This is a genomic window from Dactylosporangium salmoneum, assembly GCF_039532525.1.
Taxonomy (GTDB): domain Bacteria; phylum Actinomycetota; class Actinomycetes; order Mycobacteriales; family Micromonosporaceae; genus Dactylosporangium; species Dactylosporangium salmoneum.
The window spans coordinates 49,781-73,720 of record NZ_BAAARV010000078.1; the positions used below are offsets into that span (position 1 = coordinate 49,781).

Consider the following 23,940-nt stretch of genomic DNA (forward strand, 5'->3'; position numbering starts at 1 on the left):
TCCAGTGACACTCCCCGGAACCCCTGAGCAGCCAGCCCAAGGAGGCTGGCAGCCATCCCCGCAACCCCAGTACGGGCCACCCGCGGCCCCGCCGCCCGGCTACCCGATCCCGCCCGCCGCGCCTAAGAAGAAGAGCTCCGCCGGCAAAACCGTCCTCATAGTTGTGGCCGCGGTGGTGGTCCTGTGTTGCGGCGGCGTCGTCATCGCCGCCGCTACCAGCAACAACAAGACCAACAACACGAGCGGGGCAGCCACCCCGGCAACTACCACAGCCGGTGCCCAGCCGCCGGCAACCCAGGCCGCGACGACGCAGGCCGCGACGACGCAGGCCGCGACGACGCAAGCCGCGCCGCCGCCACCGAGCCAGGCCGCAGCCCAGCCGAAGCAGATCATCAAGGTCAGCGGTAACGGGATCAAGAAGACTGCGATGTTCACGACCGGTGCCGAGTGGACGCTTGTCTACTCGTACGACTGCTCGAAATTCGGCAGCAGCGGCAACTTCCAGGTCTTCGAGTACGACGACAGCGGGGCGCCGCAGGACGTCCTGGCCAACGAGCTGGACAAGAAGGGCAACGATTCGGTGCCGCAGCACGCAGACGCTGGCCAGCACTATCTCCAGGCCAACTCTGAGTGCTCGTGGACGATCACCGTTATGGGGTAGGCAACCCCTAGGGTGGGGCGGTTCGGGGCCCGGTTGGAGCGGTTGCTCGCCGGGCGCTGAACCGTCGTAGCGTCGCTCCGGCGCCCATTTAACCGGCGCGCGCAGGCGATGCTGCAGGCCGGGAACGCAGCCCAATGATCACGGTGGCACTCGTATGCCACGTGCACCAACGCCTACGATCCGCTCACTCAACTGCGCTGCGGTCGTTCGACGCCGGTGGCAGTGCCCGTACGGCCCATTCCATACCGGCTGGCCAAGCCTTAACTTCACCCGCCGTGATGCCGAAATCAACGGGCCTGCTGGCGCTCGTGGCTTTGTTGGTGCTGTCGTCCTGCTCTGGACACGTTGGAGCAGCCGCTGCCGGCGGCACGCCCCACGTTTGGGTGGGGAAAGATGCAACATCAGCATTCATGATTCAAGTGACTCGACAGGGCGGCAACCTGGCAGGCACGTTGGACCAGGTCGAGGTACGGACAACCACGGCGACGGCGGTGACACCTACCCACGCCGCCTTCACGGGCACCGTCGACGGGACAGCCATCACGCTGACCTTTCCCGGCGGGCTCGGCTTCGTCACGAACATCTCGGGGACGATGTCCGACGACACGATGACGCTGCAGGCACCGCAGGGCGATGGGACCGTCACGCCGGTCACCTTGAAGCCATCGACCATCGACGCCTATAACAGCCTGGTCGGAGTCGTCCAAGCATCCGCGGCGGCCAATCTCGATGCGCTTCGGGCCTCCATCGCCGCGAGTGAACAGGCGGCCACGCGCCAGAGAACCGAGCAGGGCATCCAGAGCGCCGCCGACACCGTGAGCCGTGACATGGACAGTGTGCGGACGGCAATTAGCAACGCGCCGGACTTTTCCGGCTTCGAGGGGGACGTCAATGACGCCTCCGGGTACCTGCAGCAGTCCCGAACCTACGCCACCAGTGCCGACAGCGAGCCTGACCAGGCCGCCGCGTGCGACGACGCGCACACCGCCCGGGACTACGCAAACGCCGTTCACGACGAGGCGAACGGTGTCCACGACGAGGCCAACAGCGTGGACGAGCACATTGCCGATGTCACCTCCGCCGTCAGCCGGCTCAACGACGACTTGACAACCTTCCAAGGAAAGGCCGCAGCGTTGCCTGCCTTCGCACCCCTGATCCCGCCTGATCTCGACAAGATCAAGGCTCTGCGCGATGAGGCGGTCAAGCAGACCGGTGGCTGGAAGGCGAAGGCGGACAACTACCACAACCAGGTGGCGTCGTTCGTCACCCAAGCTGACGCTGTCGCCGCCAAGGCTGAGCAGCGACATTGTTGAATGCAGGAGGGCCGTGACTGATGCGTGGCGGCACGGACATCGCCAGTGTGACCAACCACCAGCCGGAGGGCCGAGCCCTGCACGGACCTGTTGCTGTGGCCTCGCTTCGTGGAGACAATCTCCTGCTCAAAGAGATGCTCGACTCGCTTGTCAGTCGCTGAATGCTGTTGCCTCGCGAAGGCCGGATCGGCGTGGACGAGCTGGTCCAATCGGTCGAGTTCGGCTTCGATGAGCCGATGTAACCTACCTAGAAATTTTCCAGGTAGGTTACAGCCGCGTCGGCGTCAGGTACCGACGGGCCAGCACCGCTTGGATCACCGTCCGGTATCTCTTCATGACAGCCGGCGTGTTCATGCTGGCGACCGCCCGACTTGAATCAACGGTTCGCCGCCTCTTGGATCCAGTACGCGCGTTGCACAGTCCGTGTCCACAGTGGATTTTGCTGTGTTCATCGTGTGCTCCGCCGTTTCTGGACTCGACCCGCCATCGTGGAGCCCGCCGTCGAATCTGGACGATAATCCGTATGAGTTGGTACTAAACGGCACTAACAATACTCGCAGAAACGGACATAACTCGCCTTGTAATCGGAAGGTTTGGGGTTCAAGCCCCGCCGGCTCTCCCAATCAAGTCCCTGACCTGGTCATTTCGGGTTGGCTCGCGACCTTCCGACCTGACCGCGTGGGGTCGTCGTGCGCTTTCTGTGCTCGAACGGGTCACCGCCGTGAACAGCGTTCGCGGCTCAGCCCGGCTGAGGAGCCCGTCGCGTTCATGCTGCCTGAAGGTCGCGGGCGGACAGGTAGACGCCGTGTTTGCGGAAGGCCGCGGAAGTCCAGACCAACCCCCTCCATGCGCTTGGACCGCAGTGACGACGGGAACCTCGGTGTGGCCGGGAACCGAGAACTTGACCACCGCGGTGGTGCCTCGTCGAGGCCGGCGGCGAGATGTTCCGCCATAGCGGCCAGGAGGCGTTCCAACGCGGCGTTGAGCTCGGTATACGAGGCGGCCTTCTCGAGCCGGGCACGCCCGATCAGGAAATCGAGGCCGACTTACGCCAATCGATCCCACATCTCGGAGCTCGGCCATACATGGACATAGCGACCTCCATCGTGGAGAGTGGGTGGCGACGGACTACTTCGCCATCGGAAGGGCGGAGCTCGATGCGAGAGTAAGGCTGGCCTATGAAGCTTGTCGATCGTGAACAGGCCGCGGCGGAGTTCTTGAATCTTCTCGACAAGGCGGCACGGCGGGTAGACGATCCCTGGTTTCTCCTTCCAGTCGCAGCAGAGGACACCAAAGCTCCGGTCAGGCGCTACCGCGAGCGTGTGTACTGCTACGAGCTCTACCACCAGATCCGAGTGCTCGCCACGGGGAAGGGGAGTGTCGCTGCGGATACGCAGACCTACGTACTCTCGGGAGAGATCGACAAGGCGGGATTGAATGCAGTGATCGACGGCGGGCTTCACAAGCCAGACCTGGTTTGGCACGTCCCAGGGGTCTCGGAGCACAATGCAGTGGTGGTTGAGGTCAAGGCCGCCGACAATCTCCAAGCTGAGCCGCTACGTAAAGATTTACGAACGCTTCGCGCATTCCTGGATGCAGAGCGAGGATATGCGCACGCCGCCTTCCTCGTATACGGATGGGCTACCGAGGAAGCTTTGCGGCAACGGCTCCTTCGAGCGGCAGATCAACTCGGCTTGCCCGACGACGTGCGGCGGCGGACTCATCTGCTTTGGCATCCGCGAGCACGTGGGCACATCAGGGACCTGGGAAGCCTGAAACACTGAGGAACACCTCGCGACCATCGTGTGCTCGGCAGTGCGGACCGCAATCGCAGCTTGGCCAACCCCAACCAGCTCATCAAGGCCTTGCTACGCGAGGAGCAAGCGCATGCGCTGTGAACAACTCCAGCGATCTCGCCAGCCCCCGGCAACAAGCATTAACCCCCATCACCTGGAGCCTGACCGGCTGGAATGGCATCGTCGGATAGTGAACGGCTCGCCTGAAACGATCCGGAACCAGCGATGGCCAGGCTGGCCGCGCCGGCGAGACACCTGTCCCTGACGGTGTCGCGATCAAACAAGCGTCGAGTTGAACGCCGGCAGGCGGCACTGTCTTCGTCGGTACACGAGCTGAGGTCGGGCGGCCGTGGGCATGTAGCCCGCGCAGGTGGGTGACTATGTCGACCTTGTCGCCAGGCGATCGCGAGACATTGCCTCACCTCCCAGTCCCGTTCACTCCGACTCGGGGTGCATGTAGACACGGCGGGCCTGCACGTGGTCGGGTGTGGACACGTAGGCCACGCCGACGTCGAGCTGCTCGATCTCGCGGCTGAGGTCCTGGTCGCCGCGGCCGCGAAGGAAGCCGGCCACGTACTTTGATGCCGGAAAGTTGGTGCGGAAGACGATCTTTGTGCCGGCGTTGCCGAGGACGTCGCGGTGAAAGTCGGACATACCTTGGCTTGCCATAATGACCGCGACGCCGTACTTGCGGCCCTCCTTCATGAGTTTCGGCAGGGTCACGTCTTTCGCCAGGCGGTGCGCCTCGTCCAACACGATTGCAATCTTCATCGAGCCGTCCTGCTTCCAACCGAACATGTCGCGGTACAGCTTGCGCAGCAGGAATGCGCCAGCCGCGACCTGGACTGTCTCGAGGCCGAGGCGGCTCACGTCGATGACCATGCCGGGACCGGCGGTCGGGTCGAAGGACGCGCCCGGCACTGGGCGAAATAGCCCGAAATCGGTGAGCGCCCGGATGCGGTCGCGAGCATTGCGGCCGCGGGCGCCCTCCTCTGCGTCGGCGACGGCGTCGGCGAATTCCTCCATCGTCGGCACTCGCGGGCCGTCCTGCAGCGCCGTGTGGTACGCGGCCTGTATGCCGCGGTACACGTTGTTCCGCTGGATCTCGCCGAGGCCACACACGTAGGCGACGATCTCAGAGACCTCCCAGGCGCTCTGGTTGACTAGTCGGTCGTCGTCGGTGACCAGCTCGAACGGGCTGAACGGCAGGCCGACCGCAGCGTCGACGACGGTGGTGCCGGCCGGGGCGCGTGCGGCGAGGTCGCCGTGGAAGTCCAGCACCAGCGAGGGCAGGCCATGGGCGGCGAGCTGGCGCATAAGGCCGCGGGTGGTCACCGACTTGCCTTGGCCGGGGATGCCGAGGATGAAGCCGTGCGGACTGCCGCGGGTGCTGAGCTCCCAGCCGACGGCGGCGCCGGCCTGGTCGCGGCCGAGCTCGACGTGCAACGCGCCGTTCTGATCGGGGCGGCGGATCGGTTGAGTCGGCGGAGCGGGTTCGCAGAGCAATGCGCTGTGCAGAGGCGGAGCAGGTTCAGAGGGTGCTGCGCTGTGCATGTGCGAGGCGGTCACGACAGAGGAGGGGGACGGCGGGACGGTGACGGGAGGGGCTTTCGCTGCGGCCGGCGGTTCAGCGGAGCGGTGCCGGCCTAGGGCCTTCTCCGCCGGTCCAGATTCTGAGTGCGCCACGATCGAAGTAAGCCCCACCTGTCCGAGGTCGGCCGCGGTCAGCACCACTATCGGAACGTCGCGGTGGCGCGGCTTGAAGCCGGCCGAGCCCTCGAGGCTCACCACGTACCCGCGCATTGTGATTTCTGGCCGCTCGCGCTGCTCGCACACTCGATCGATGTTTCGGTGCAGGTCGTCGACCTTCTCCGGGGCGACGAGCTGGTAGGCGGCCGACCGGCGGGCGTAGTAGTGCAGCAGGCCGGCGAGCCGGGTGCGTTGCAGGTCGGTGTCGACGCGGCCCGGGTCGATCGCGAAGAAGCGCTGGATCAGTAGGTCCCGGGTGTCGACGAGTTGGTCGACGATGCGATCGGCGAGCGCGGCGGGCAGTGCCGCCTCCCGGCGGGATTTGACTTCCACGCACTCGATCTTGAGGCTGCGCTGGGTGACCCGGACCAGCAGCAGGTCGCAGCGGCGCCCGGCCGCCTCGTCGCGGCGCTGCTGGCCGGCAAAAAGTTCCGGGTGCACGTCGACCGGGATGATGATGCGGTCTTCCAGGTCGCCGCGGCGCTCCAAGTGCAGCATCAGCGCAGCCAGGCTTACGGCCTCGGTCGCCAGTGTGGTGTTGGCCAGCAGCCGCAGCGCAAGCCGGCCGGACACGAGCAGCAGGTGCTGCAGCACGGCTGCGATCGAGTAGTCGAACGCAGCGAAGCCGATGCGCTCCATCGCCTCGTGCAGCACGTGCTGCACCTCCCCGCGGTGCGCGGTGCTCACCGTGACCTGCGACCCAAAGCCGTCCAGAAAGTCCGGCGCGTAGTCGAGCAGGTAGTTGTGCTCGCCGACGCCGACCTCGGTGGGGTCTTCGTAGAGTTGATAGCCGAGGTACCCGTCGAGTGTGACGACCCAGTCGGCGCGTGTGTGTGCGGTGTCGAGCATCCGCAGGTCGTCGTGGGTGAGGCGGAGAGACAGCACAGGCGCGCGGGTCATACCTAGGTGCGCGGCAAGCGCGAGTTGGTGCGCGCGGTGCGCCTCGACGACATCGGAGGCTGGCGCGCCGCCCCGACTCCGCAGCGCTGGCTGCGCATGCCATTCGTAGCCGTCGCGCTCTACCTTGCGCACGGTGAGCAGCGGCGTAAGAAGGTCGTGGAACGTCGTGGTGCGCGGTGTGCGGGCGTCATCGGCGGACTCGACGAGGCTGCCGCGGACCGGGTCTTGAACGATCGCGATGTGGTAGCCGTAGCGGTCACCAGCCAGCTCGGCCAGCGGCCGGGTGGCCAGCCCGACCGGCGGCACCAGGTAGTTTGTCGCGTTGGCTAGTTGGTGTGTCGTGGCGAGGGTCTGAAGTTGGCGTAGCTCGGGCACCGGGTTGGTGAACGAGGAGCTGTCGGTGTAGGCGACGACCTCCAGCCGCGGTGGCGCGGTGGCCTGCAGCGCCTGGGCGGTCGTGTCCACAGGCTCTTCGTCTGCCGGTTCGCGGAACAGGGCCTCCAGCGCCCGGCGGCCGATCATGCCGGAGCCGGGGTTGACGGCCATCACACGCAGCGCGTCCGTGCCGGGGTGGGCGAGCCGGTAGGCGTTGACCCGCAGGCCAATCAGCGCGGAGGCGGCCCGCAGGCTGGCGTTGTCGCGGCCGATGTCCAGCGAGGCGCACAGCACGTCGAGCATCGCCTCGGGTTCTTGGACGCCGACGGGCAGGTACAGCGCGGCGCCGTGGGTGAGTTCCTCGGCGTACAGGAATGCCCGGCCGTCGTCGGACAGGACGGTGAACGGCACGTTCGCCGGGGATACCAGGGCGACGAGCGGCAGGTCGACCGAGGCGCCGCGGCGGGTGGCGGGCAACCCGCCCTCGACGAGCTCCGCCGCCCATCCGCGCAGGACGGCGTCGTGGCTGGCCAGCCACACGAGGCGCAGCGGGTGCAGGGGGAGTAGTACCACGCCGTCGACCTCCTCGACCGCGGTGCGTACCCGCACCGATACGGTGTCGACGGTGAGCAGCGCGAGCCTGGCGGCGGGGTCGGCAGTGTCGAGCGCCCGGCGGTACGAGTGCAGCAACCCGGTGGCCTGCTCACGCAGCTCGTCGTCCCAAAGCACAGCCTCGGCGACGTCGCGGGGCGCGCGGCGGGCCAGTGCGGCGAGCAGCCGGCGCCGGCGCTCCAGGAACGCCGGCGGCAGCCCGAGCGTGACCGGCTCGGCCTGGGCGGCCTCGACCGGAACGCCGAGTTCGGTGTGCGCTCGGAAGGCGTGCGCAGCCGGTTCGACGAACAAGCGCCGCTGCAGTTCGACCAGCACACGAGAGACCCGCATGAGCGAGGTCTCCCGCCGGCCGATCCGCACGCTGAACACCTGCCCGGCTAGGTCCCAGGCGGCACCCTCCTCGGCCAGGCTCGTGCCGCCCTTGGCCGCGGCCCGCAGCACCAGCTCCGGCACGGACGAACCGCTGATCTTACGAATGCCGCGCTCGGGCGACTGGTCCTGCAGCATCACCACGAACGCATCGCTCTCGGCTTCGGCCGGACGGCCGTCGGCGAGCCGCAGGTCGTTGCCCTCGCTGTCCTGCGCCCGTAGCCGTACCACAAATAGATAGCCGGCCTCGAGGTCGTCCTCATCGAGCGCCAGCGTGATGGTGGCACGGCGCTTGTCGCCGGCGACCTTCTTCGCTACCACCGGCGTCGTGTCTGGCTCGCGGAGGTCTTCCGGGGGCAGTACGTCGATCCGCCACGAGCCGACGGAGGCCGGCTTAACGGGATCGGTGCTCCAGCGCACCACTATGCTGCCCGGGCGATCAGCCGATACGTCGCAGTACAGCTGCCCGTCCTCGTCGACGCGCAGCTTGCAGGTGGGATCGACGGTGCCGTTGTCGCGCATGAACGGGGTCAGCGTCACCTCGTTGAGCGCGGCCTGCTGCGGCTCAGCGATCGGCCAGCACTCGAAGGTCAGCGCGCCGCCGTGCCGCTCGCCGAGCGCGCGAGTCCAGGTGGCGGCGTTGGTCAGCACTCCTGCCTCGCCGGTGAGGAATGCAAGCAGCCGTTGCCGGGTCGGCGAGTCGTCGGCGTCGCGGACGCCGGCGGCGTGCAGACGGTCGGCGATGAGTGATGCCGCTCGTACCGGGCGGACCAGGGCGGTGACGGCCTTGGCGTTGGCGCGTAGCCGGTGCTGGATGTCGGGTGTGCCGTCGTGGTCCGGGATGAGCCCGACCTGCCACAGCTGGCGGCCGAAGACCGGCCAGGTCGGCTCGGACAGCAGGGTGTCGAGAAACCGGGCCCACGCTTCGGTTCCGCGGCTCTTGCCCAGGGCGCGCTTGAGTTCGCGGACGCCAGCGTAGACGGGATTGCCGATGAGCTGGTGCTCTAGATCGTCGCCGGCCGACGCGAGTAGCCGCACCAGTGGTAGCGGCTGAAACGAGTTGTCGAGCGAGCTTGCCGCGCGGTCGGCGCCGGCCGGCACCAGCAGTAGCAGCGGACGTACCTTGCGATTCCGCAGCTCGATCGCCCGGTCGACGGGGACCTCCCGGGTGCCCCGCGGCGTTCCGAGCGCTAGCACATAGGCGTCGTACGGTGGGGACGCCGCGCACAGCCGTTCAGCGATCGCCTCGGCATCTGCCACCGCCAGATCGTCGACCCGAACGCAATGCCCGTCGGCGACCCCAGTGAGTTGCCGGTGCAGCCGTTCGGCGACAACCTCGACGAGGCGCGGCGGGAGCGCGGTGGTCATGCCGATGCCTCCAGCGGGTGCTTGATGAACTGTGCGGAAAAGTCGTCGCTCAGCCCGTCGAAGCACCCGAGTAGCTGCAGCCTTCGCTTGAAGGCATCGAGGTTCGCCGCGGCAGCGGCCCGGTTATCAGCGGTGTCGTACGCGGCGGGCGGCCGGTCGACCAGGATACCGAAGCGGCGGCGCAGATCGGTAAGTAGCTCGGCGATGGGCATCTCCGAGCGGTGGCCGCCGCCCGGCTCGGCGAAACTGAGCAGCAGCAGCGCCGAGAGCAGGTCGTCGGACGGGGCGTACCGCCAAGACCGCCGTGACGCGCGCTGCCCGGCCAACAGCCCGTAGGGCTTTTGCAAGCCGCCGGTCGACCAGAACCAGCCGGTCTGGTTCTGGATGCCGGTCGTGCCGAGCTCATCGGTGAGGATCGCAGTCAGCTGCGCGATCGGGGACACTCCGGACCGGCGGATCGCCCGGATCCGGGCCACGGACTCGTCGTTGTCACCCGCAGCCCTGGTCGCGTTCTCGATCTCGGTGACGCGGTACGTGGCGCCAGCCAGCATCATCGGGTCGTCGCGTCGCCCGACCATCGCCACGAGCGCCTCGACGAACGGCATTTCCTTGATGCTCTGGCCGTTGGGGAGCATCGCCAGGGCTTCGTAGAGCGTGCGTAGGGTGATGCGGTCCGATAAGAAGCCCCGCATCACGTCGAGGTCGCGCTGCACGCATTGGCGGGCCAGGTCGTCGGAGGGTGAGCCGGCCGAGCGGGTGAAGTCGCAGTACAGCTCGAGGGGGTTGGCGCTCTCGCTGAGCATGTCTGGGGTCGGCTCGCCCTGGTGCAGCAGGTGCCGTATGGACAGCGCGATGCGCAGCGGCAACTGGAATAGGTGCAGCGACAGCAGCGCGGCGAACCGGTCGATGAAGGCGGCGGCGGGCAGCCGGCCACCATAGGAGATTAGGCAGTCGAGCAGGTCCGCGCCGAACTGCCGGGTCGCGCTCGGTACCGGGCTGCCGGCGACGCGCCGGGCCGGCACCCGGCCGACCGGCGAGGCGAACTGCTCCAGAAAGTACAGCGAGAGCAATGCATTGATGTCGATGTCCGGCGACCCGTCGTAGTGTGCCGGACCCTGACCGTCGTTGCCGATCCGCACGCCGTGGCCGATCGCGGCCATGAACAGCTCGCGCAGTGCACGCCTCTCGTTTGCCTCGCCGCGACGGCGCAGCTCCTCCGTCATGACGGTGTAAGCGACCAGCTCGGCGCGGCGGTGCCGGGTGCGGGTCTTGGGCAGCCCGGCGCGGAAGCTGGCTAGCGTCAGCGGCAGCACATGGTCCATCTGCAGCTCGGTGCGACTGCGCCCCTTGCCGCCGATGCGGATCACCGACGAGCGCAGCCAGCCGTCCAGGATCTGCCGGCCCCGCTCGTCGTCGAAGCCGGCCAGCCTGGCGTCGGCTGCGAGATTCGTTAGGTACCGATGGTAGGCGCCGGAATCGGTCTTGGACGGTGCAGCCACGCCCAGCCGCACGACCAGCTCTGACAGGTGGGGTAGGAGCCGGTCAACATCGACATCATTGAGTTCGACGACGGTCAGTTCAATAAACGCCAGGCTGCGCAGGTCCTTGGGGATGACGACGCTCACCGGCCCACCTCCAATACGATACGGCCGTCGTCGATGCGTGCGTGGGCGTCGCGGCCGGCGGGGTCGACGATGCGGACAGCGCTGGACGGGCTACGGCGTAGCCGGGACGAGAAGTTCTCGATCTCCTGCTGGATCGTGCCGGACGCGTCGTCGCCGATCAGCTCGCCGTTGGCGACCCGCAGCACCAGCTCGGCGGTGTCGAGGGTCAGCGACAGCGCTACGTTACTGCGGTGCCGCAGGATGAGCGTGTCAGGGCACGTCTCGACGTACGGCGACGTCCGTAGCGGAACTGACAACGTGAAATCGGCGGCCGGGATCTCCTTGATGATCGCCCAGCTGCCGCCCGCCTGCTGGTCGGTGAGGGCCAGGTTGGTGCCGCGGTAGCCGGGCGCACCGAGCATCCGGCTGAGCCCGAGCAGCAGTCGGGGCAGGTACCGCGCCCGCAGCTGCTCCGGTTCCGCCGCGAGCGCTGCGGTGAACTCGTCGAAGTACCGATAGACGCGCACCGACCGGCGGGTGCCGCCGGGTGGGGACCACAGACCGAAGAACAGGCGGCGCTGCACGGCGACGCGGTCGGCGGAGCCGAACGCGGCTGGGTGCGAGGCGATGCTCGGGTCGGCCCGCGCCGCCCGTTCCACCTCGGGCGCCAGCGCGGTTCCGGGGTCGAGGCTGCTCCATTCCTGAACGAGGTAGTCGGCGCTATCCGGATCGAACGCGAGGTCCTCGGTGCGCGTTCCGCCGCTGCGGCGCAGGTCCATGTTGCGGGCCCGTGCCTGGTGGACCTCCTCGCACGCGCGGTCTCCGGTAATCAGCCAGGCCAGGGCGCTACGCACGTCGCGGAACGTGGCCCGGCGCTGTCGGCGCAGGTGCGACGTGGTCAGTAGCTCGTCAACCGCGTCGAGGCCGGCCGCGCGTAGGCTCTCGGCGTTCGCGGTGATCGGGCAGACTGCTCGGGAAGCGCAGCCGTCGCAGACGCTCCACCGCGGCGGTGCCACGAACAGCTCGAGGATCTGCCGGGCCAGGCTAGGCCCGTCCGGGCGCGGCGCCAGCGTTCGGCGCTTGAGGTCGACGAGGACGACGCCCTCGTCGTGCATGGGCTCGCCGCCGAGCTGCCGGCGGATCTCGGTGTACTCGTGGGGGTACGCGGCTCGGTTATCGCTGAAGAATTGCAGCAGCCGACCGTCGTTGATGGCGAGCAGCACAGTGCGTCGCTGGGGGTCCTCGCCTGGGCCCGGGGTCATCGCCCGGCGCATCAGGTCGTCGGAGGAGAGCCCGTCGTGGGACTCGCTGGCGTCGTAAACGGCGACAAACGTGTGCCCATCGAGGTGCATCCGCCAGCCGGCCGCGTCCTCCGCCACGATGTTCGCGCCGCGCTGCCGCAACGCTTCGCCGACCTTCACCAGGAACGAGGTCTTCCCGTCGCCTGGGTTGCCGGTCAGCAGTACGAGCCGGATGCGGCCGTCGAGCACAGTCGGTAGCAGTCCTGTGTCGAGCAGCGTCGGGACATATGTCGCCTGGGCGAACTCGCCTTCGAGGCCGCGGTTGCCGGCGTTGCCCACGTCGCTGCCCCGGTACAGCTGGCGCAGTGCGCGCACGGTGTCGTTGACGAGGTCATGGCCTGCGGTGACCGGGATATCGTCGAGCAGCCGCAACTGGCGGGCGAAATCGGCGACACTTGGTGGACGCTGCGCCGGGTCGGCCTCGGCAGCGCGGAACAGCACGTCGAGCAGCGCCGCGCCGAGAGGGCCCCAGGTCTGCCGCTCGTCGGGCGTCGGCGGGATGAGCTCGCCGCGCCGGTCGGCGCCGCTGATCGGATCGCCGGCGTAGGGGTAGCGGCCAAGCATCAGCCAGGTAAGCGTCACCGCGAGCCCGTAGATGTCGCTCTGCACGGTCGCGCCGCGGCGCGCGGCCACCTCGGGCGCGGTGAACGGCGGCGTGCCGACGACGCTGCGGGTCGACGGTGCGCCGGAGAGGCCGAAGTCGATGAGCTTCGCGCGCACGCCGGGCGTCACGATGATATTGCGCGGCGTTACGTCCCGGTGGATCAGCCCAACCTCGTGCAGGTGGCCGAGCGCTTCAAGCACGTCGAGCGCGATCGTGCGGCACTGCTCGGCCGTAGGCCGGTCGCTGTCGAAGAAGTCACGTAGGTTGGCGCCCTCGACGTACTCGAGCACCAAGTATCCCGGCGGAGGGCTCCAGACCGCGTCATAGACCCTGGCGCAGCGTGGGTGCCGGATGCGGTCGGTGATCGCGAACTCGGCCCGGGCGTCGGCGCCCACGTCAGCCAGGAAGCACTTGATGACGCGCCGCTCGCCGAGGTTAGCGTCGCGGGCCAGCCACGTCTCGGCGGAGCCGCCCCGGCCAAGCCGCTGCAGAATCTCGTACCGCCCGCCGAGGACGGTGCCGGGTTGCACCTCAATCGGGTCAGCGGCGGCGACGGGCGGGGACTCCAGCGCCGCGTCAGCGTCGGCCACGGCGGCGGTCAGCTCCTCCGCCGCCTCCTCCGCCAGTGGGCGCTGCGCCGGGTCCAGGCTCAGGCACCGCGCCAGTACCGAGCCGACGACCGGGAACGCGGCGATACGGCCGCGGACCTCGCCGGCGTCCGGCGCTGCCGGGATCTCACCGAGCAGCCAGACGCTCAGCGCCAGCGCCAGCGAGTACACGTCTGAGGCCCAGGTGCTGAAGGCGATGTTGTCGTGGCACTCCGGGGCCCGGTAAGGCACGCCGAGGTCGGCATCAGCGGCCGGGTTGGACGCGATTGTCACCGCACCAGTCAGCCGGGCCAGGTAGAAGTCGCTGAACTTCACCCGTAGGCCCCGGCCGAGATAGATGCGGCGGGGATGGAGCCCGCGGTGGATCAGGCCCTCCTCGTGAACCTCGTGGAGGCCGGCGAAGGCATCACGGACCACGTCGACGCCGACCCGCTGCGGCAGCCGGCCTGCGGAACGGGGCGGGTCGTTGAGCTGCAGCGAGGCGAACAGGCTCTTGCCGCGGGCGGGGACGAGGGGTACGACCATCCACTGCCGTGCCTCGTGCACGAAGCTCGCGTGGACCCGCCAGCCGCGGTCCAGATCGTCGAGGCGCTGCAATGCCTGCCGCTCGCGTTCGATGATGTCTCGCGGATCGGCGTCACCGCCCCATCCGTACAGCGGGTAGCAGCGCAGCATAATGGTGCGGTCGCTGTCGCGGGCGTGGAAGCAACGCGCGTCGCCGATCGGAGCGAGCTCCTGCACGACCGCGTACGGGCCGATCCGCTCGATTCCCCCGTCGCGGCCGTGCAAGCCGAGCAGAAACCCGATCGCCGCCACGCGTACCCGAGCAAGGTCACCGCCTGTCGGGGCGTCGCGCGAGCGAAGCCAGGCGGCCGCGCCAGCGAGGGCGTGTACACCGTCGCCGTCGTCGTAGTCCTGACCAATCTCAAGCTCGAGGGCCTCGTGTGAGAGCACGACTCCGGCGACCACGAGGTGGGCGCCCCGGGATGCCTCGAGATAGTCCGGCACCCGGGTGCGCAGCCGGCCGGCGAGTACGCGTGCGAGGTGGTTTACCCGGTCCAGCGGGTTGCGCCGCTCCTCAGCGCGTACCTTCCAGTACTGGTCGTGCAGTTCGATGCGTGGTCCCCAGGCCTTCTCCTCGAGGACGAAGATCGTGTGCTCGCCGACGACGATGAGGTCAAGGTCGTCCCGGCTCTCGCCGCCCAGTTTGCGCCCCGCGATCACGTACCACTCTTCCGGCAGTTCTTCGGCGAGCGTGAGGGCGGTCCGCCGTTCTCCGGGCCCTTGGAAGTCACCCATTACCTCCAGATGTGCCATCCACATCCCTCAGCTCGAGATCGACGCGAAACCCCACCGATGCTACGACAGTCCAGTTGCCCGATTTGATGATTTGCTAGCAATTGCGGCATTACGGCTGACTATACGTTCATGGAGATCGAACTCTTCGGCCCACACGTTCTCCGAAGTCCCACGACGAGCTCGGCATCTGCACCGTCTCGGTCGAGACCGGCCGCCCTCGACTCGCCGATGCAGGCGTCAGCTCGCCGCCGTACTCGGTGAGCAGGGTGGAGAGGCCGCCTACGACGCGAACATCCTCGGCATCCGACCCGATCGTGTTGTCGAGATCCGCGAGGACATCCTCGCCGAGATCGACGGGCCGATGCTCCGCCATGGTCTGCAAGAGATGCACGGCTCCGTGATCTTCCTGCCGCGCTCCCGCCGACCATCCCGATCGCAGCCGACTCGAGGAACGATACGAACAGTTCCGCTCAGCCGCCTGACGCAACACATGGGTTCGATGGCGCACTACGGTCGCGGCGACGGCAATACCCGGAGTCGAGATTGCCTACAAAGGCTGCCTGGCCCTGGAGAGGAAGCGGAAGGAGGGGTCATGTCCGAGTTCCACAACTGGGACGACATCCGTGCCGAACTCGACGACGGCGAGCGTGATGCGCTTGCCGCCGAGCGCCCCGGCACTGAGGCGTGGGTGAGTGCGTTTCATCTCGCCGAGGAGCGTAGCCGACTCGGTCTGACGGAACCTCAGAGAGCACACCTTATGGGGCCACGCCGGGCCGGGTCAGCCGGATCGAGAACGGCGACCGAGACGAAATCCGGTCGCGGCGGGGCTAGCTGAACAGAGGCTTGACGAGGCCGGCCAGTGTGGAGGCGATGCCGAGAAGCGCGCCGATGGTCGCCAGCCCGGTCGTCGGGCTTGCCCAGAGTCCGTGGTTGAGTTTGCGCCACATCGGTGGCACCACCATCATCTTGAGCTTCTGCCACTTGTGCTGCCGGTAGCTGCAGCCGAGGAGCAGGCCCGAGGCGTTGCGCCGGCAGAGTGTCTGGTCCCGGTTGATCGCGCCGCACCATATGGGTGCTTGAAACAGGAAATACAAGGTGACCAGTACCGAGAGCGCGACGAGCACCGGGGGGCCAATCTTCGTCGTCCACCAGGCGGTTAGCAGCAACACCAGCACGATGTAGCCCCAGTACTTGCCGAAGCCCTTCATGACCACGAAACGTACTGCCGCTGCGACACGGAACGAATAGGCTGAATATATTCATGCTCTTCAATTGGCGTACAGTCGGGTCTGGGATCGTGCGGCTATACCCGCTCGCCTGGCGCCATGAGCGAAATCGGCATGCCGCTCAGCGGAAGTGATCCGGCTCCGTCCAACTCGCCAGCGTCTTCGGCGAGATCCGTCAGTCGCGTACCCGGAGTCAGCCGGCGCTTGCCTGCCGCTGATCATCCCCGTCCTCCGAGCGTCGAGACACCGGACATGGCGAGGGGCGTCGTTGCCCGGGCACGACGTCGACTGCGGCGAGCGAACGAAAAGGGCTCAGGCGACACCGATTCGACGGGCCAAGTCCCGCACGCCGACCAGGGTGCCGCGAGTGTCTGCCGTCATCAGGTCCTGGGTCAGTCCCTGGGCCCAAGGACGGTAGCGGACCTCTTGCGGGGTGTCCCGCTCCGCTGCTAGCAGCGCCTGGAATGCGGCCTCTGGCCGGCCGCGGCCGTGAAGCGCGAGCGCGGTGTCCTCCCAGTAGCGCGCTCTCCGCTCGGGTGAGGCGATCTTGGTCGGGTCAACCTGTCGCGCGTAGTCGACCGCGCTGCCGAAGTCGCCCAGCACGCGGGCGACGCTAATCTTGTATACCGCCAGATCCAGTGTGGTGAGCTGGCTGTCGTCGACGGTCCCGGCTCGGCGGGTGGCGTCCTCGGCCTCGCCGAGGAGCGTCCAGGCGGTGTCTCGGTCGTCGCGCATCGCGGCGGTGTAGGCGGCGACGGCCAGCAGTTCGCCGTACTTGGCGACTTCCCGCGGCTTGGCCAGCCCGGTCTCGCTGCCGAGTTGCTGGGCGGCTTGCAGCACAAGCCGCTGGGCGCTGTCGCGGTGCTGGTTGCGGCGCAGCACCGTTGCCGCGAGTCGTGTCGCCTCGGCGGTGACGATCGGGTCGCCGCCGCCTCTGGCGGCCTGCGTTGCCCGGTCTGCGGTTGCGCAGGCCATACCGTCGTCGTACAGCTTGAGCAGCAGTTGCGTGGCGACGCAGTATGCCTGGGCCAGACGAACTGATGCCTGGCCGGCCTGCGCTGCCGCGGCGTTATGGGCGGTTGCTTCGGCTTGAGCGAGCAGGCGCGGCAGCCGTCGGGCAGCTTGGCTGTAACGGCAGGCACGGAAGTCGGCCCTCGTCGCGGCGATTTTCGCTGCGAGTTGCTGATCCGGCAGCGGCGTGCTCGTGAACCTGCCGAAGATTACATCCTCGATAGTGGCGGGATTGTCCGCAGCGGCGTCGGCAGGCGGAGCCAGGGCTCCTGAGGCAGTGAGCCCGAGAGCACCTGCAAGCAGGTCACGTCTGCGCATCCAATCACCGCCGCTGTTGTCCGCTCCTGGGCTCACCCTAACGGTTGGTTGCGCTACTGGCGGGGACGACGCGGCCAATCCAAGATGATTGGGTGGGATGCCGTACGCCTCCGCCAGCCGGAGCAGCTCATTGACGGTCCAGTCCCGGCGGCGGCCGTTCTCCCAGCGGGACATCGTCGCAGCCGAATAGCCGACGAGCTGCCCGGCCTCTTCCAGGGTGAGGCCGGCTGCTGATCGCGCTCGCCGGAGGAGCGAACCGATCTCAGCTGCAGCGGGTGCCGGAGATGGGACGGTGGTCAACGCCGCCTCCTCGCCACGACGGGTACTTCGATGGTGACTGATCAATTGCAACTCCTGCAAGCCTGTTGCATTCCAAACGGCACGGTCTCCGAATAACTGCCTGCTCCCGGTCCACTGAACTCGGCCTGTACGCATCGGGGCCGACGACAGATCAAGGGAGCGGTGATGCACTCAGTTGCAACGACGGTGCCGGTACGCACCGTGGAAGACCTGTGCCGTGCAGGCCTGCTGGAAGTGGGCAACGGCTGTCGTATCCATTCCAGCGCCGTGTTTTTGACCGCGGACATGCTCGGCACACCGCGACCGATCATCCTTGGTCCTGGGGTAACCATCGGTGCCTTCGCGGTGGTTCACGGTGGTACGCGCGTGGGTCAGGACGTCCACCTCGGTCATCACACGATCGTTGGTGAACCGGAGTACGGCTATGCGGTGCGGAACATCTACCAGGGTGCAGGGGCCGTCACCACGATCGGCGCTGGTGTCGTCGTGCGAGCAGGGGCGGTCCTGTATGCGGACGTGAACGTCGGCGACGACACCACGATCGGGCACAACACCGTGCTGAGGACCGGCGTCCGGATCGGCTCCGGGAGCCAACTCGGAGCCAACATGACCGTCGAGCGCAGTACCCGGATCGGCAATGGCGTACGTTGCTCGCCCGGGTCGCACTTGACCGCAGAGACCTCTGTCGGCGACCGCGTATTCCTGGGCGCGGGTGTGCGGACCATCAACGATAAGCAACTGATCTGGCGCGACCCTGATCGCGAACAGCCGCTGGAGCCGCCGACCTTTGAGGCCGGTTGCCGGGTCGGCTCCGGCGTGGTGTTGCTCGCAGGAGTCACGGTCGGCGCTCGAGCGCTCGTGGGGGCGGGCTCCGTCGTGACTCACGACGTTCCACCCGACACGGTCGTCTATGGGATTCCCGCCCGCGGACATGAGCAGGTGTCATAGTGACCTCAGCCCTGCACTGGCTCGAGCCGCTGCGGTCCAGTGTCCCCGAGCTTGACCAGGCAGCCTGGGAACGGCTGCACCGGCTTTCCGGGCAACTCGGGGAGTTGGCCGCGACCGTGCCGCATGCCGCGGATCAACCGATACGGTCGCGATGGTTGCTGGGAATCCGCCGCCATCTCGCCGGCTGCGTTCACCACGCCCCATGTGATCCAGTGGCGGGCGCGGTATGGCACACATTGGCGCAGTTCTGCGCCGGATTTCACGACCTCGATCTGCGCGATGCCATAGGACCTGGGCACGGTGTGATGATCCTGACAGAAGCCACCCGATCGACCGGCGAACGCTGGCGGAGTCGCCTTGACCGCGGCGAACTCGTCGGTATCGCCGCAACCGAATGGCGTGGCGGTTCACGACTTCAAGAGATGACCGCCCGGGCAACGCTGGACCGAGACGGCCGGTGGCGCATCACCGGGAAGAAGGTCTGGGTGTCCCGGCTGGTCGAATCAAGCGCGTTTGTCGTCTTCTTCCGCGCCCCAGACGACCAGATCACGGCCGGTCTCGTCGACGCCGCTGATCCCGCGCTACACCGCGAGATGGTCGAGCCGTTCGGGCTGGCCGGCTGGTCGTGGGGCTCGCTGCAGTTCCATGGCGTCTCGTTCGATCCGACGGCAGACCTGATCGGTGCCGCCGGCGACGGCCTTGGCGTGTTCCGGCGGCACTTCAGCAGGTTCCGTCCGCTGGTTACCGCCACCGCACTCGGCGCCGCCGCCGGCGTCCATGGCTTTACCACGACAGTACTGGCGGCCAAGCTCACGGCGGGTGCACTGCCCCGCATCCGCGACAACGCCCTGATAACACTCGGCCGCACCCACGCCGAGATCACCGCCGCGCTCCTCTCGGCGCTCACGACCAGCCGACTCGCAGCGATGGGACATCCCAGCGCCGACCTGTCGGCGCGGCTCGGCAAGGCCGCCGGCGTCGACGTTGCATACCGGGCTGTAACGGACCTCGCGCCGCTCCTCGGTGCGGCCGGCTTTCAGCGCAACAGCCAGATCGCCAAGGCCAGAGCCGACCTCACCGGGCTGCTGTACGCGGACGGGATCCACGACAGCCTGTACCGCTCCGGCGGGCGCAGCCTCATGTGTCAACGCTCCCCGGTAGCCGAACCGGCGGCGGTGCAACACGATCTGATGTCGGCTGGGCACCGCAACATGAGTCAGCAGACGCGTTTGCCGTCTTCCAGGTAGTACGTGACCGCGTCGGCCGCCGCGTCCAGTGCGGCGGCCGCTCGGCGAGCGAGCAACGGGGACAACCGTTTCTGCGCCTCGGCGAGCGTGCACCAGGCCCAGCTTCGCAGCTCGTCCGCGGGGAGCTGAAGGTTCGCGGTCGCCTTGGCGTCGAGCATGCCGCCGTCGTAGACGAACATCACGCCCTCGGTGCGGCCCGGTCGTGGCGGGACCCAGTCGACGACCAGTAACCGGCCGGGCGACATGGCTAGGCCGAGTTCCTCGTCGACCTCGCGCCGCGCGGCGTCGTGCGGCGACTCGTCGCCGTCTACGGCGCCTCCGGGCAGCTCCCAGTAGTCCTTGTACGTTGGCTCCACGAGCAGCACCCGGTTGGTGGCATCGCGGAACAGCACACCAGATCCCATGCGCTTACGCGGGAGCGTGGCTGTGTATTCGCCGGCCGATGTGGTCACCAACGGAGGCTAACGCCGAACTGTACTGTTCGTCGCCGATCCACTCGTGCCGCCCGCATTCCAGGCACGTGCGACGGGCGCTGGACTCCGTGTCCACCACCTGCACCTCGAATCGCCGGCCGCCGCACGTCCGGCAAACGCACTCACGTACCTCGTGGACCGGGTAGCCGTCGGGCTCGGGTCGCTTGAGGAAGGCAGCAAGATCCTCAAAGGACGAGCCATAGGTGGCTGGGCGGCGATTTCGGTCATGTGGCGCCCCCCAGTGGTGTCCGCGCGGCGGAGCCTGACGACCGGGTACGACAGTTCTTGGGCGGCATCGCCGCCCAATGCCGGCCGTCCACAGTGGATTCGGCCGCGTTCCATACGTGCTCCGCTGTGCCTGGACCCCACCCCGCCATCCTGGACGCGCCCGACCACACGGGGCGGAAATCCGGACAAGATAGCACGAAATAGCACCGACGATACTTGTGAAAACGGACATAACTCGCCTTGTAATCGGAAGGTTGGGGGTTCAAGTCTCCCCGTCGCCCCTCCTGGTCGAGTCCCTGCCTGGTACTTGTGCATGCTTAGCCGATCTTGACCGCTTGCCGCGGTCGTGTTTGCGGTGCTTTCGGCAGCAGTATTGATGGTCGTGTCGTTCATCGACGCTCCCGAGAGCGACGGTGGGCGTCGATCAACGGTTGCCTTCGTGTGAAGGTCAAGTCGTGATAAGACGCCGCCGCCCGCGTCCGGCAAGCTCCCGAAGTACCTCAGACATCCCTGGCCGGCAGGTCGCGGGCACGCGTTGAGTCGTGACGGTCTCAGCGCGTGTCAACGGCGCTCAGCACACGCGGGGCTGCTGCGGCCGCCGGCCGCATCCGCACGAGCCGAAGGGCTCACTAACGGTCCAGGGGTTGCGGCAAGGATCGAGCGGTGGGCCCGCTGCGGACATCCCCTTGATCCGCGGACGTGTCGTGCAAGCGTCAGATGTCGGCTTCGGTCGGCGACATGGCGGGCGGGTCGCCGAAGCCGAGCCAGTTGATCCGGTGGCCGGCGGTGTCGTGGACAACTCGTAGGCGCAGCCGCGACACGCCGTACACCGTGTCCCACAGCGACATCACGCTGATCCGGCGCGGTCCGTCGGGAGCCGCATCGACCGTGCTGATCAGATCCGGCGGGATGCGCTGGGGCGGCATGAGCAGCGGTACCGGATATGCATCGACAACAGCCTGGAGCCGGTCGGAGGACCAGCCGCCGCTGCCGGTGCGTTCGGCGAGGGTCTTGTACCAGCCGCGGACCAGATCCTGGACGATGGCGGCCAGTTCGAACCGTACCGATTGGGGCAGGTCGGTCGCTGCTGGAGGACCCCACGGGGCCGGGCGCAGCCCGCTCGGCGGAAGGGCGTTGTGCATGCCGTCGTGGATCTCGGGGTTGCCGCTGAGTTCTCGCAGCGGCCCGTTGATGTGCTGGTCCAGCGCGGCGAGCACTTGCATCGCGCCGAGCATCATCGCCTTGATGGTCGGTGAGCCCTGGCGGTTCCAGGCGTTGAGCTGGAAGACCAGGAACTCCCGCAGCTTCAGCGGGTCGATGAACAGCTCGTCGGACTCCGGGCCCACGATTCCACTGGACCGCTGGATCCAGTGCTCCAGCGCCCGCAACTGTGTGCAGAACATCTGGGCGGTGGACTGGCCGGGCTCCCAGAACTGGATCCCGTCGACATAGGCGATCATTCCCATGCGTTCACCGCCGCTTTCCGGAGCCGGTAATGGCGAGGCGGCTGACCGATGACTGGCGGGGAATCAACGCCCGCTCTCCACATGTACCAGCATGCGTTTGAGCAGGACGATGAGCGTGTCACGGTCGGTACGGTCGAGGGGTTCGACCATGGCTTCCTCGGCGGTGCCACGCAGCTTCATGGCGGCGAACCAGCGGGATCGCCCGAGTTCGGTGAGCTCCACGTCGACACGGCGACGATCCTCGGTGCCGCGAAGCCTGCGGACCAGGCCCGCTCTCTCCAGGGTGTCGAGCCGGCCCGTCATACCTGCCGGCGACACCATCAGCTCCGTGGCCAACTCGGAAGGGGTGGCACGCGCGGTCCTGCCGCGTGCGGCGAGTCGGTGCAGGGTCTCGAACTCGAACTCCTGCAGGCCGACCTCGGCGAGGGCCTGATCCTTGGCATGGCCCACGTGCTTGGTCAGCAGCTGGATCCGGGTGATGATCGCCTCCACCCGCTCGTCGAAGGGCGCTTTGTCGCGCCATCGAGCGAGGTGTTGGTCGACGGAGTCCTCCATCCGCTCAGTATGCTACGGCGGCGAGTATTTCGTTGACAGATGATTCGCTGACGAAATAGTGTGCCTGCAATGACCTCATCGGCTCGCCGGCTGCTGGTTGGCCGGACCTTCGCGGCTCTGGCGACCGCGCTGATTCCCACCACCCTGACGCTCGCGGTGGTCCACACCGGCTCGGCGGTGGACCTTGGCCTGGTCCTGTCCGCCGAGCTGCTGCCGATGCTCCTCCTGCTGCCCGTCGCGGGCGTGGTCGCCGACCGCTTCCCGCCCCAACGGGTGGTGCTCACCGCAGACCTGGTGCGGGCCGCCGCCCAGCTAGGGATCGGTGCCGAATTGCTCGCCGGGCCCGTGCGGATCCCGGATCTAGCGGTACTTTCGGCGATCACCGGTGCGGCCGTGGCCTTCGGAACGCCCGCCGCTCGGACGCTGGTGGCCGCGGTGGTGGCGGGACCGGAGCGTCTGCGGATCAACGCCCGACTCGGGGTGGCGGGAGGGCTCGCCCAGATGGCGGCTCCCGCAGCCGCCGGGGCTCTGGTGCTCCTGGTGGGAGCCGGGTGGTCCTCGCTCCTCACCGGAGCGCTGTTCATCGCGTCCGCGACCACGCTCGGTCGCCTGAGACTGGACCGCCCCCGCCGGCCAACCCAGCGGGCCGTCTTTCTTTCGGAGTTGCGCGAAGGATGGGCAGAGACCCGTCGCCATCCCTGGTTCCTGGCCAACGTCCTCGGCCATGGCGTGTGGCACTTGGCGGCCGGCTTCCTGCTGACCCTCGGCCCGCTGATCGCCGTACGCCACCTGGGCGGCGACACCTCCTGGGTGGTCATCGCCCAGGTCGGCACCGCGGGCATGGTGATCGGCGTGTATGCCGCTTCCCGGCTGCCCATCCGCCGGCCGCTGGTCGGCGTCGCCATCGGGGCCGCCGTCTACGCCCTCCCGTTGATGGCCTTCGCGCTGCGCTTGCCCGTGGCGGTCGTCACGATCGCCTACTTCACGGCGATGTTCGGGCTCGGTGTGCTGAGCCCGCTCTGGGAGACGACCCTGCAGCGCCGCATCCCGCAGGAGGCGCTGGGCCGGGTCGGATCGTTCGACAGTCTGATCTCCTTCGCCGCCCGGCCCCTGGGACTGGCCGTCGCCGCCCCGGTCGCGGCGGTGATCGGTACGACCGCCCCGCTGCTCATCGGGGCGGTGCTGGTGGCCGCCGCCAACCTGGCCGTACTCCTGCATCCGCAGGTGTGGGAAAGGCCCGACAAAGAGGCCGAACGGACGCAGCCCGCCACGTCAGCGGCGAACACGGCAGCTCCCTAAGTGGTCAAGCGGCTCGAACGTTCTCCGCTTGGGGCCCCTTCTGTCCCTGCGTCACGTCGAACTCGACCTTCTGACCCTCGTTGAGCTCGCGGTAGCCGCCGCTCGCGATGGCCGAGTAGTGCACGAAGACGTCAGGGCCTCCGTTGTCCTGCTCAATGAAGCCGAAGCCCTTTTCCGAGTTGAACCATTTCACGGTACCGCTTGCCACGCGTTCCTCCTGGACACTGAACTGTCGTCGACCCTGAACCCGACGTTGGTGCGGGCCAACGTACCCAATTGGCAACGACAGAAACCCGTAGGCGGCCGTTGG

General features: G+C 67.7%; 17 protein-coding genes. 7 read left to right on the forward strand and 10 right to left on the reverse strand.

All coding sequences use genetic code 11. The annotated features are described in order from the left end of the window. Positions 1 to 4: 4 nt before the first annotated feature. From ABD352_RS39635 to ABD352_RS39645, 3 genes are all read left to right on the forward strand, one after another. Positions 5 to 661 carry a hypothetical protein gene (locus ABD352_RS39635; RefSeq protein WP_344617725.1) on the forward strand — a complete coding sequence of 219 codons (657 nt, stop codon included), beginning with the start codon at positions 5 to 7 and terminating at the stop codon, positions 659 to 661. 410 nt (positions 662 to 1,071) lie between these two features. After that, positions 1,072 to 1,974 carry a hypothetical protein gene (locus ABD352_RS39640; RefSeq protein ID WP_344617726.1) on the forward strand — a complete coding sequence of 301 codons (903 nt, stop codon included), beginning with the start codon at positions 1,072 to 1,074 and terminating at the stop codon, positions 1,972 to 1,974. Between the two features lie 1,178 nt (positions 1,975 to 3,152). Continuing rightward, a complete protein-coding gene (locus tag ABD352_RS39645) occupies positions 3,153 to 3,758 on the forward strand; it encodes a hypothetical protein (RefSeq protein WP_344617727.1) in 606 nt (201 codons plus the stop codon). Positions 3,759 to 4,205: 447 nt separating this feature from the next. Here the strand turns inward: ABD352_RS39645 and ABD352_RS39650 are convergent, their stop codons facing one another. The 4 genes from ABD352_RS39650 to ABD352_RS39665 all read right to left on the reverse strand — a co-directional run bounded on the left by ABD352_RS39650 (position 4,206) and on the right by ABD352_RS39665 (position 14,950). Beyond that, the gene (locus ABD352_RS39650) at positions 4,206 to 9,143 is read right to left on the reverse strand and encodes an ATP-binding protein (protein WP_344617728.1); all 4,938 of its coding nucleotides are present in this window, start codon (positions 9,141 to 9,143) and stop codon (positions 4,206 to 4,208) included. Then, a complete protein-coding gene (mads7, locus tag ABD352_RS39655; RefSeq protein WP_344617729.1) occupies positions 9,140 to 10,768 on the reverse strand; it encodes a methylation-associated defense system protein MAD7 in 1,629 nt (542 codons plus the stop codon). The genes ABD352_RS39650 and mads7 overlap by 4 nt, the downstream gene beginning before the upstream one ends. Then, a complete protein-coding gene (locus ABD352_RS39660) occupies positions 10,765 to 14,577 on the reverse strand; it encodes a protein kinase domain-containing protein (RefSeq protein WP_344617730.1) in 3,813 nt (1,270 codons plus the stop codon). The genes mads7 and ABD352_RS39660 overlap by 4 nt, the downstream gene beginning before the upstream one ends. Before the next feature lie 109 nt (positions 14,578 to 14,686). After that, positions 14,687 to 14,950 carry a hypothetical protein gene (locus tag ABD352_RS39665; protein ID WP_344617731.1) on the reverse strand — a complete coding sequence of 88 codons (264 nt, stop codon included), beginning with the start codon at positions 14,948 to 14,950 and terminating at the stop codon, positions 14,687 to 14,689. A gap of 201 nt (positions 14,951 to 15,151) precedes the next feature. Between ABD352_RS39665 and ABD352_RS39670 the strand changes: the two genes are divergently transcribed. After that, positions 15,152 to 15,394, forward strand: coding sequence for a hypothetical protein (locus tag ABD352_RS39670; protein WP_344617732.1), 243 nt, complete (start codon positions 15,152 to 15,154; stop codon positions 15,392 to 15,394). On the opposite strand, the gene ABD352_RS39675 is transcribed toward ABD352_RS39670, so the two are convergent. Together ABD352_RS39675 and ABD352_RS39680 are read right to left on the reverse strand one after the other, a co-directional pair. Then, positions 15,387 to 15,767 (reverse strand): hypothetical protein, encoded by a 381-nt coding sequence (locus tag ABD352_RS39675; RefSeq protein ID WP_344617733.1) that lies wholly within the window; start codon positions 15,765 to 15,767, stop codon positions 15,387 to 15,389. The two genes, ABD352_RS39670 and ABD352_RS39675, sit on opposite strands and share 8 nt — an antisense overlap. Before the next feature lie 330 nt (positions 15,768 to 16,097). Next, positions 16,098 to 17,549: a helix-turn-helix domain-containing protein gene (locus ABD352_RS39680; RefSeq protein WP_344617734.1), complete on the reverse strand. Its 1,452-nt coding sequence runs from the start codon at positions 17,547 to 17,549 to the stop codon at positions 16,098 to 16,100. A gap of 30 nt (positions 17,550 to 17,579) precedes the next feature. Here ABD352_RS39680 and ABD352_RS39685 point away from each other — a divergent pair, with 30 nt between their 5' ends. Both ABD352_RS39685 and ABD352_RS39690 read left to right on the forward strand, forming a co-directional pair. After that, positions 17,580 to 18,362: a DapH/DapD/GlmU-related protein gene (locus ABD352_RS39685; RefSeq protein ID WP_344617735.1), complete on the forward strand. Its 783-nt coding sequence runs from the start codon at positions 17,580 to 17,582 to the stop codon at positions 18,360 to 18,362. Beyond that, positions 18,362 to 19,609 carry an acyl-CoA dehydrogenase family protein gene (locus ABD352_RS39690; RefSeq protein ID WP_344617736.1) on the forward strand — a complete coding sequence of 416 codons (1,248 nt, stop codon included), beginning with the start codon at positions 18,362 to 18,364 and terminating at the stop codon, positions 19,607 to 19,609. The genes ABD352_RS39685 and ABD352_RS39690 overlap by 1 nt, the downstream gene beginning before the upstream one ends. Here ABD352_RS39690 and ABD352_RS39695 read toward each other — a convergent pair. From ABD352_RS39695 to ABD352_RS39705, 3 genes are all read right to left on the reverse strand, one after another. Beyond that, positions 19,579 to 20,013: an NUDIX domain-containing protein gene (locus ABD352_RS39695; RefSeq protein WP_344617737.1), complete on the reverse strand. Its 435-nt coding sequence runs from the start codon at positions 20,011 to 20,013 to the stop codon at positions 19,579 to 19,581. The genes ABD352_RS39690 and ABD352_RS39695 overlap by 31 nt on opposite strands. A 1,010-nt stretch (positions 20,014 to 21,023) precedes the next feature. After that, on the reverse strand, positions 21,024 to 21,776 hold the full coding sequence (locus ABD352_RS39700) for a DUF6086 family protein (RefSeq protein ID WP_344617738.1): 753 nt from the start codon (positions 21,774 to 21,776) through the stop codon (positions 21,024 to 21,026). Positions 21,777 to 21,839: 63 nt separating this feature from the next. After that, on the reverse strand, positions 21,840 to 22,331 hold the full coding sequence (locus tag ABD352_RS39705) for a MarR family winged helix-turn-helix transcriptional regulator (protein WP_344617739.1): 492 nt from the start codon (positions 22,329 to 22,331) through the stop codon (positions 21,840 to 21,842). A 69-nt stretch (positions 22,332 to 22,400) separates the two neighbouring features. Between ABD352_RS39705 and ABD352_RS39710 the strand changes: the two genes are divergently transcribed. After that, positions 22,401 to 23,630, forward strand: coding sequence for an MFS transporter (locus ABD352_RS39710; RefSeq protein WP_344617740.1), 1,230 nt, complete (start codon positions 22,401 to 22,403; stop codon positions 23,628 to 23,630). A 4-nt stretch (positions 23,631 to 23,634) separates the two neighbouring features. Here the strand turns inward: ABD352_RS39710 and ABD352_RS39715 are convergent, their stop codons facing one another. After that, entirely contained in the window at positions 23,635 to 23,838 is a 204-nt protein-coding gene (locus ABD352_RS39715; protein WP_344617741.1) for a cold-shock protein, read from the reverse strand. Positions 23,839 to 23,940 lie beyond the last annotated feature (102 nt).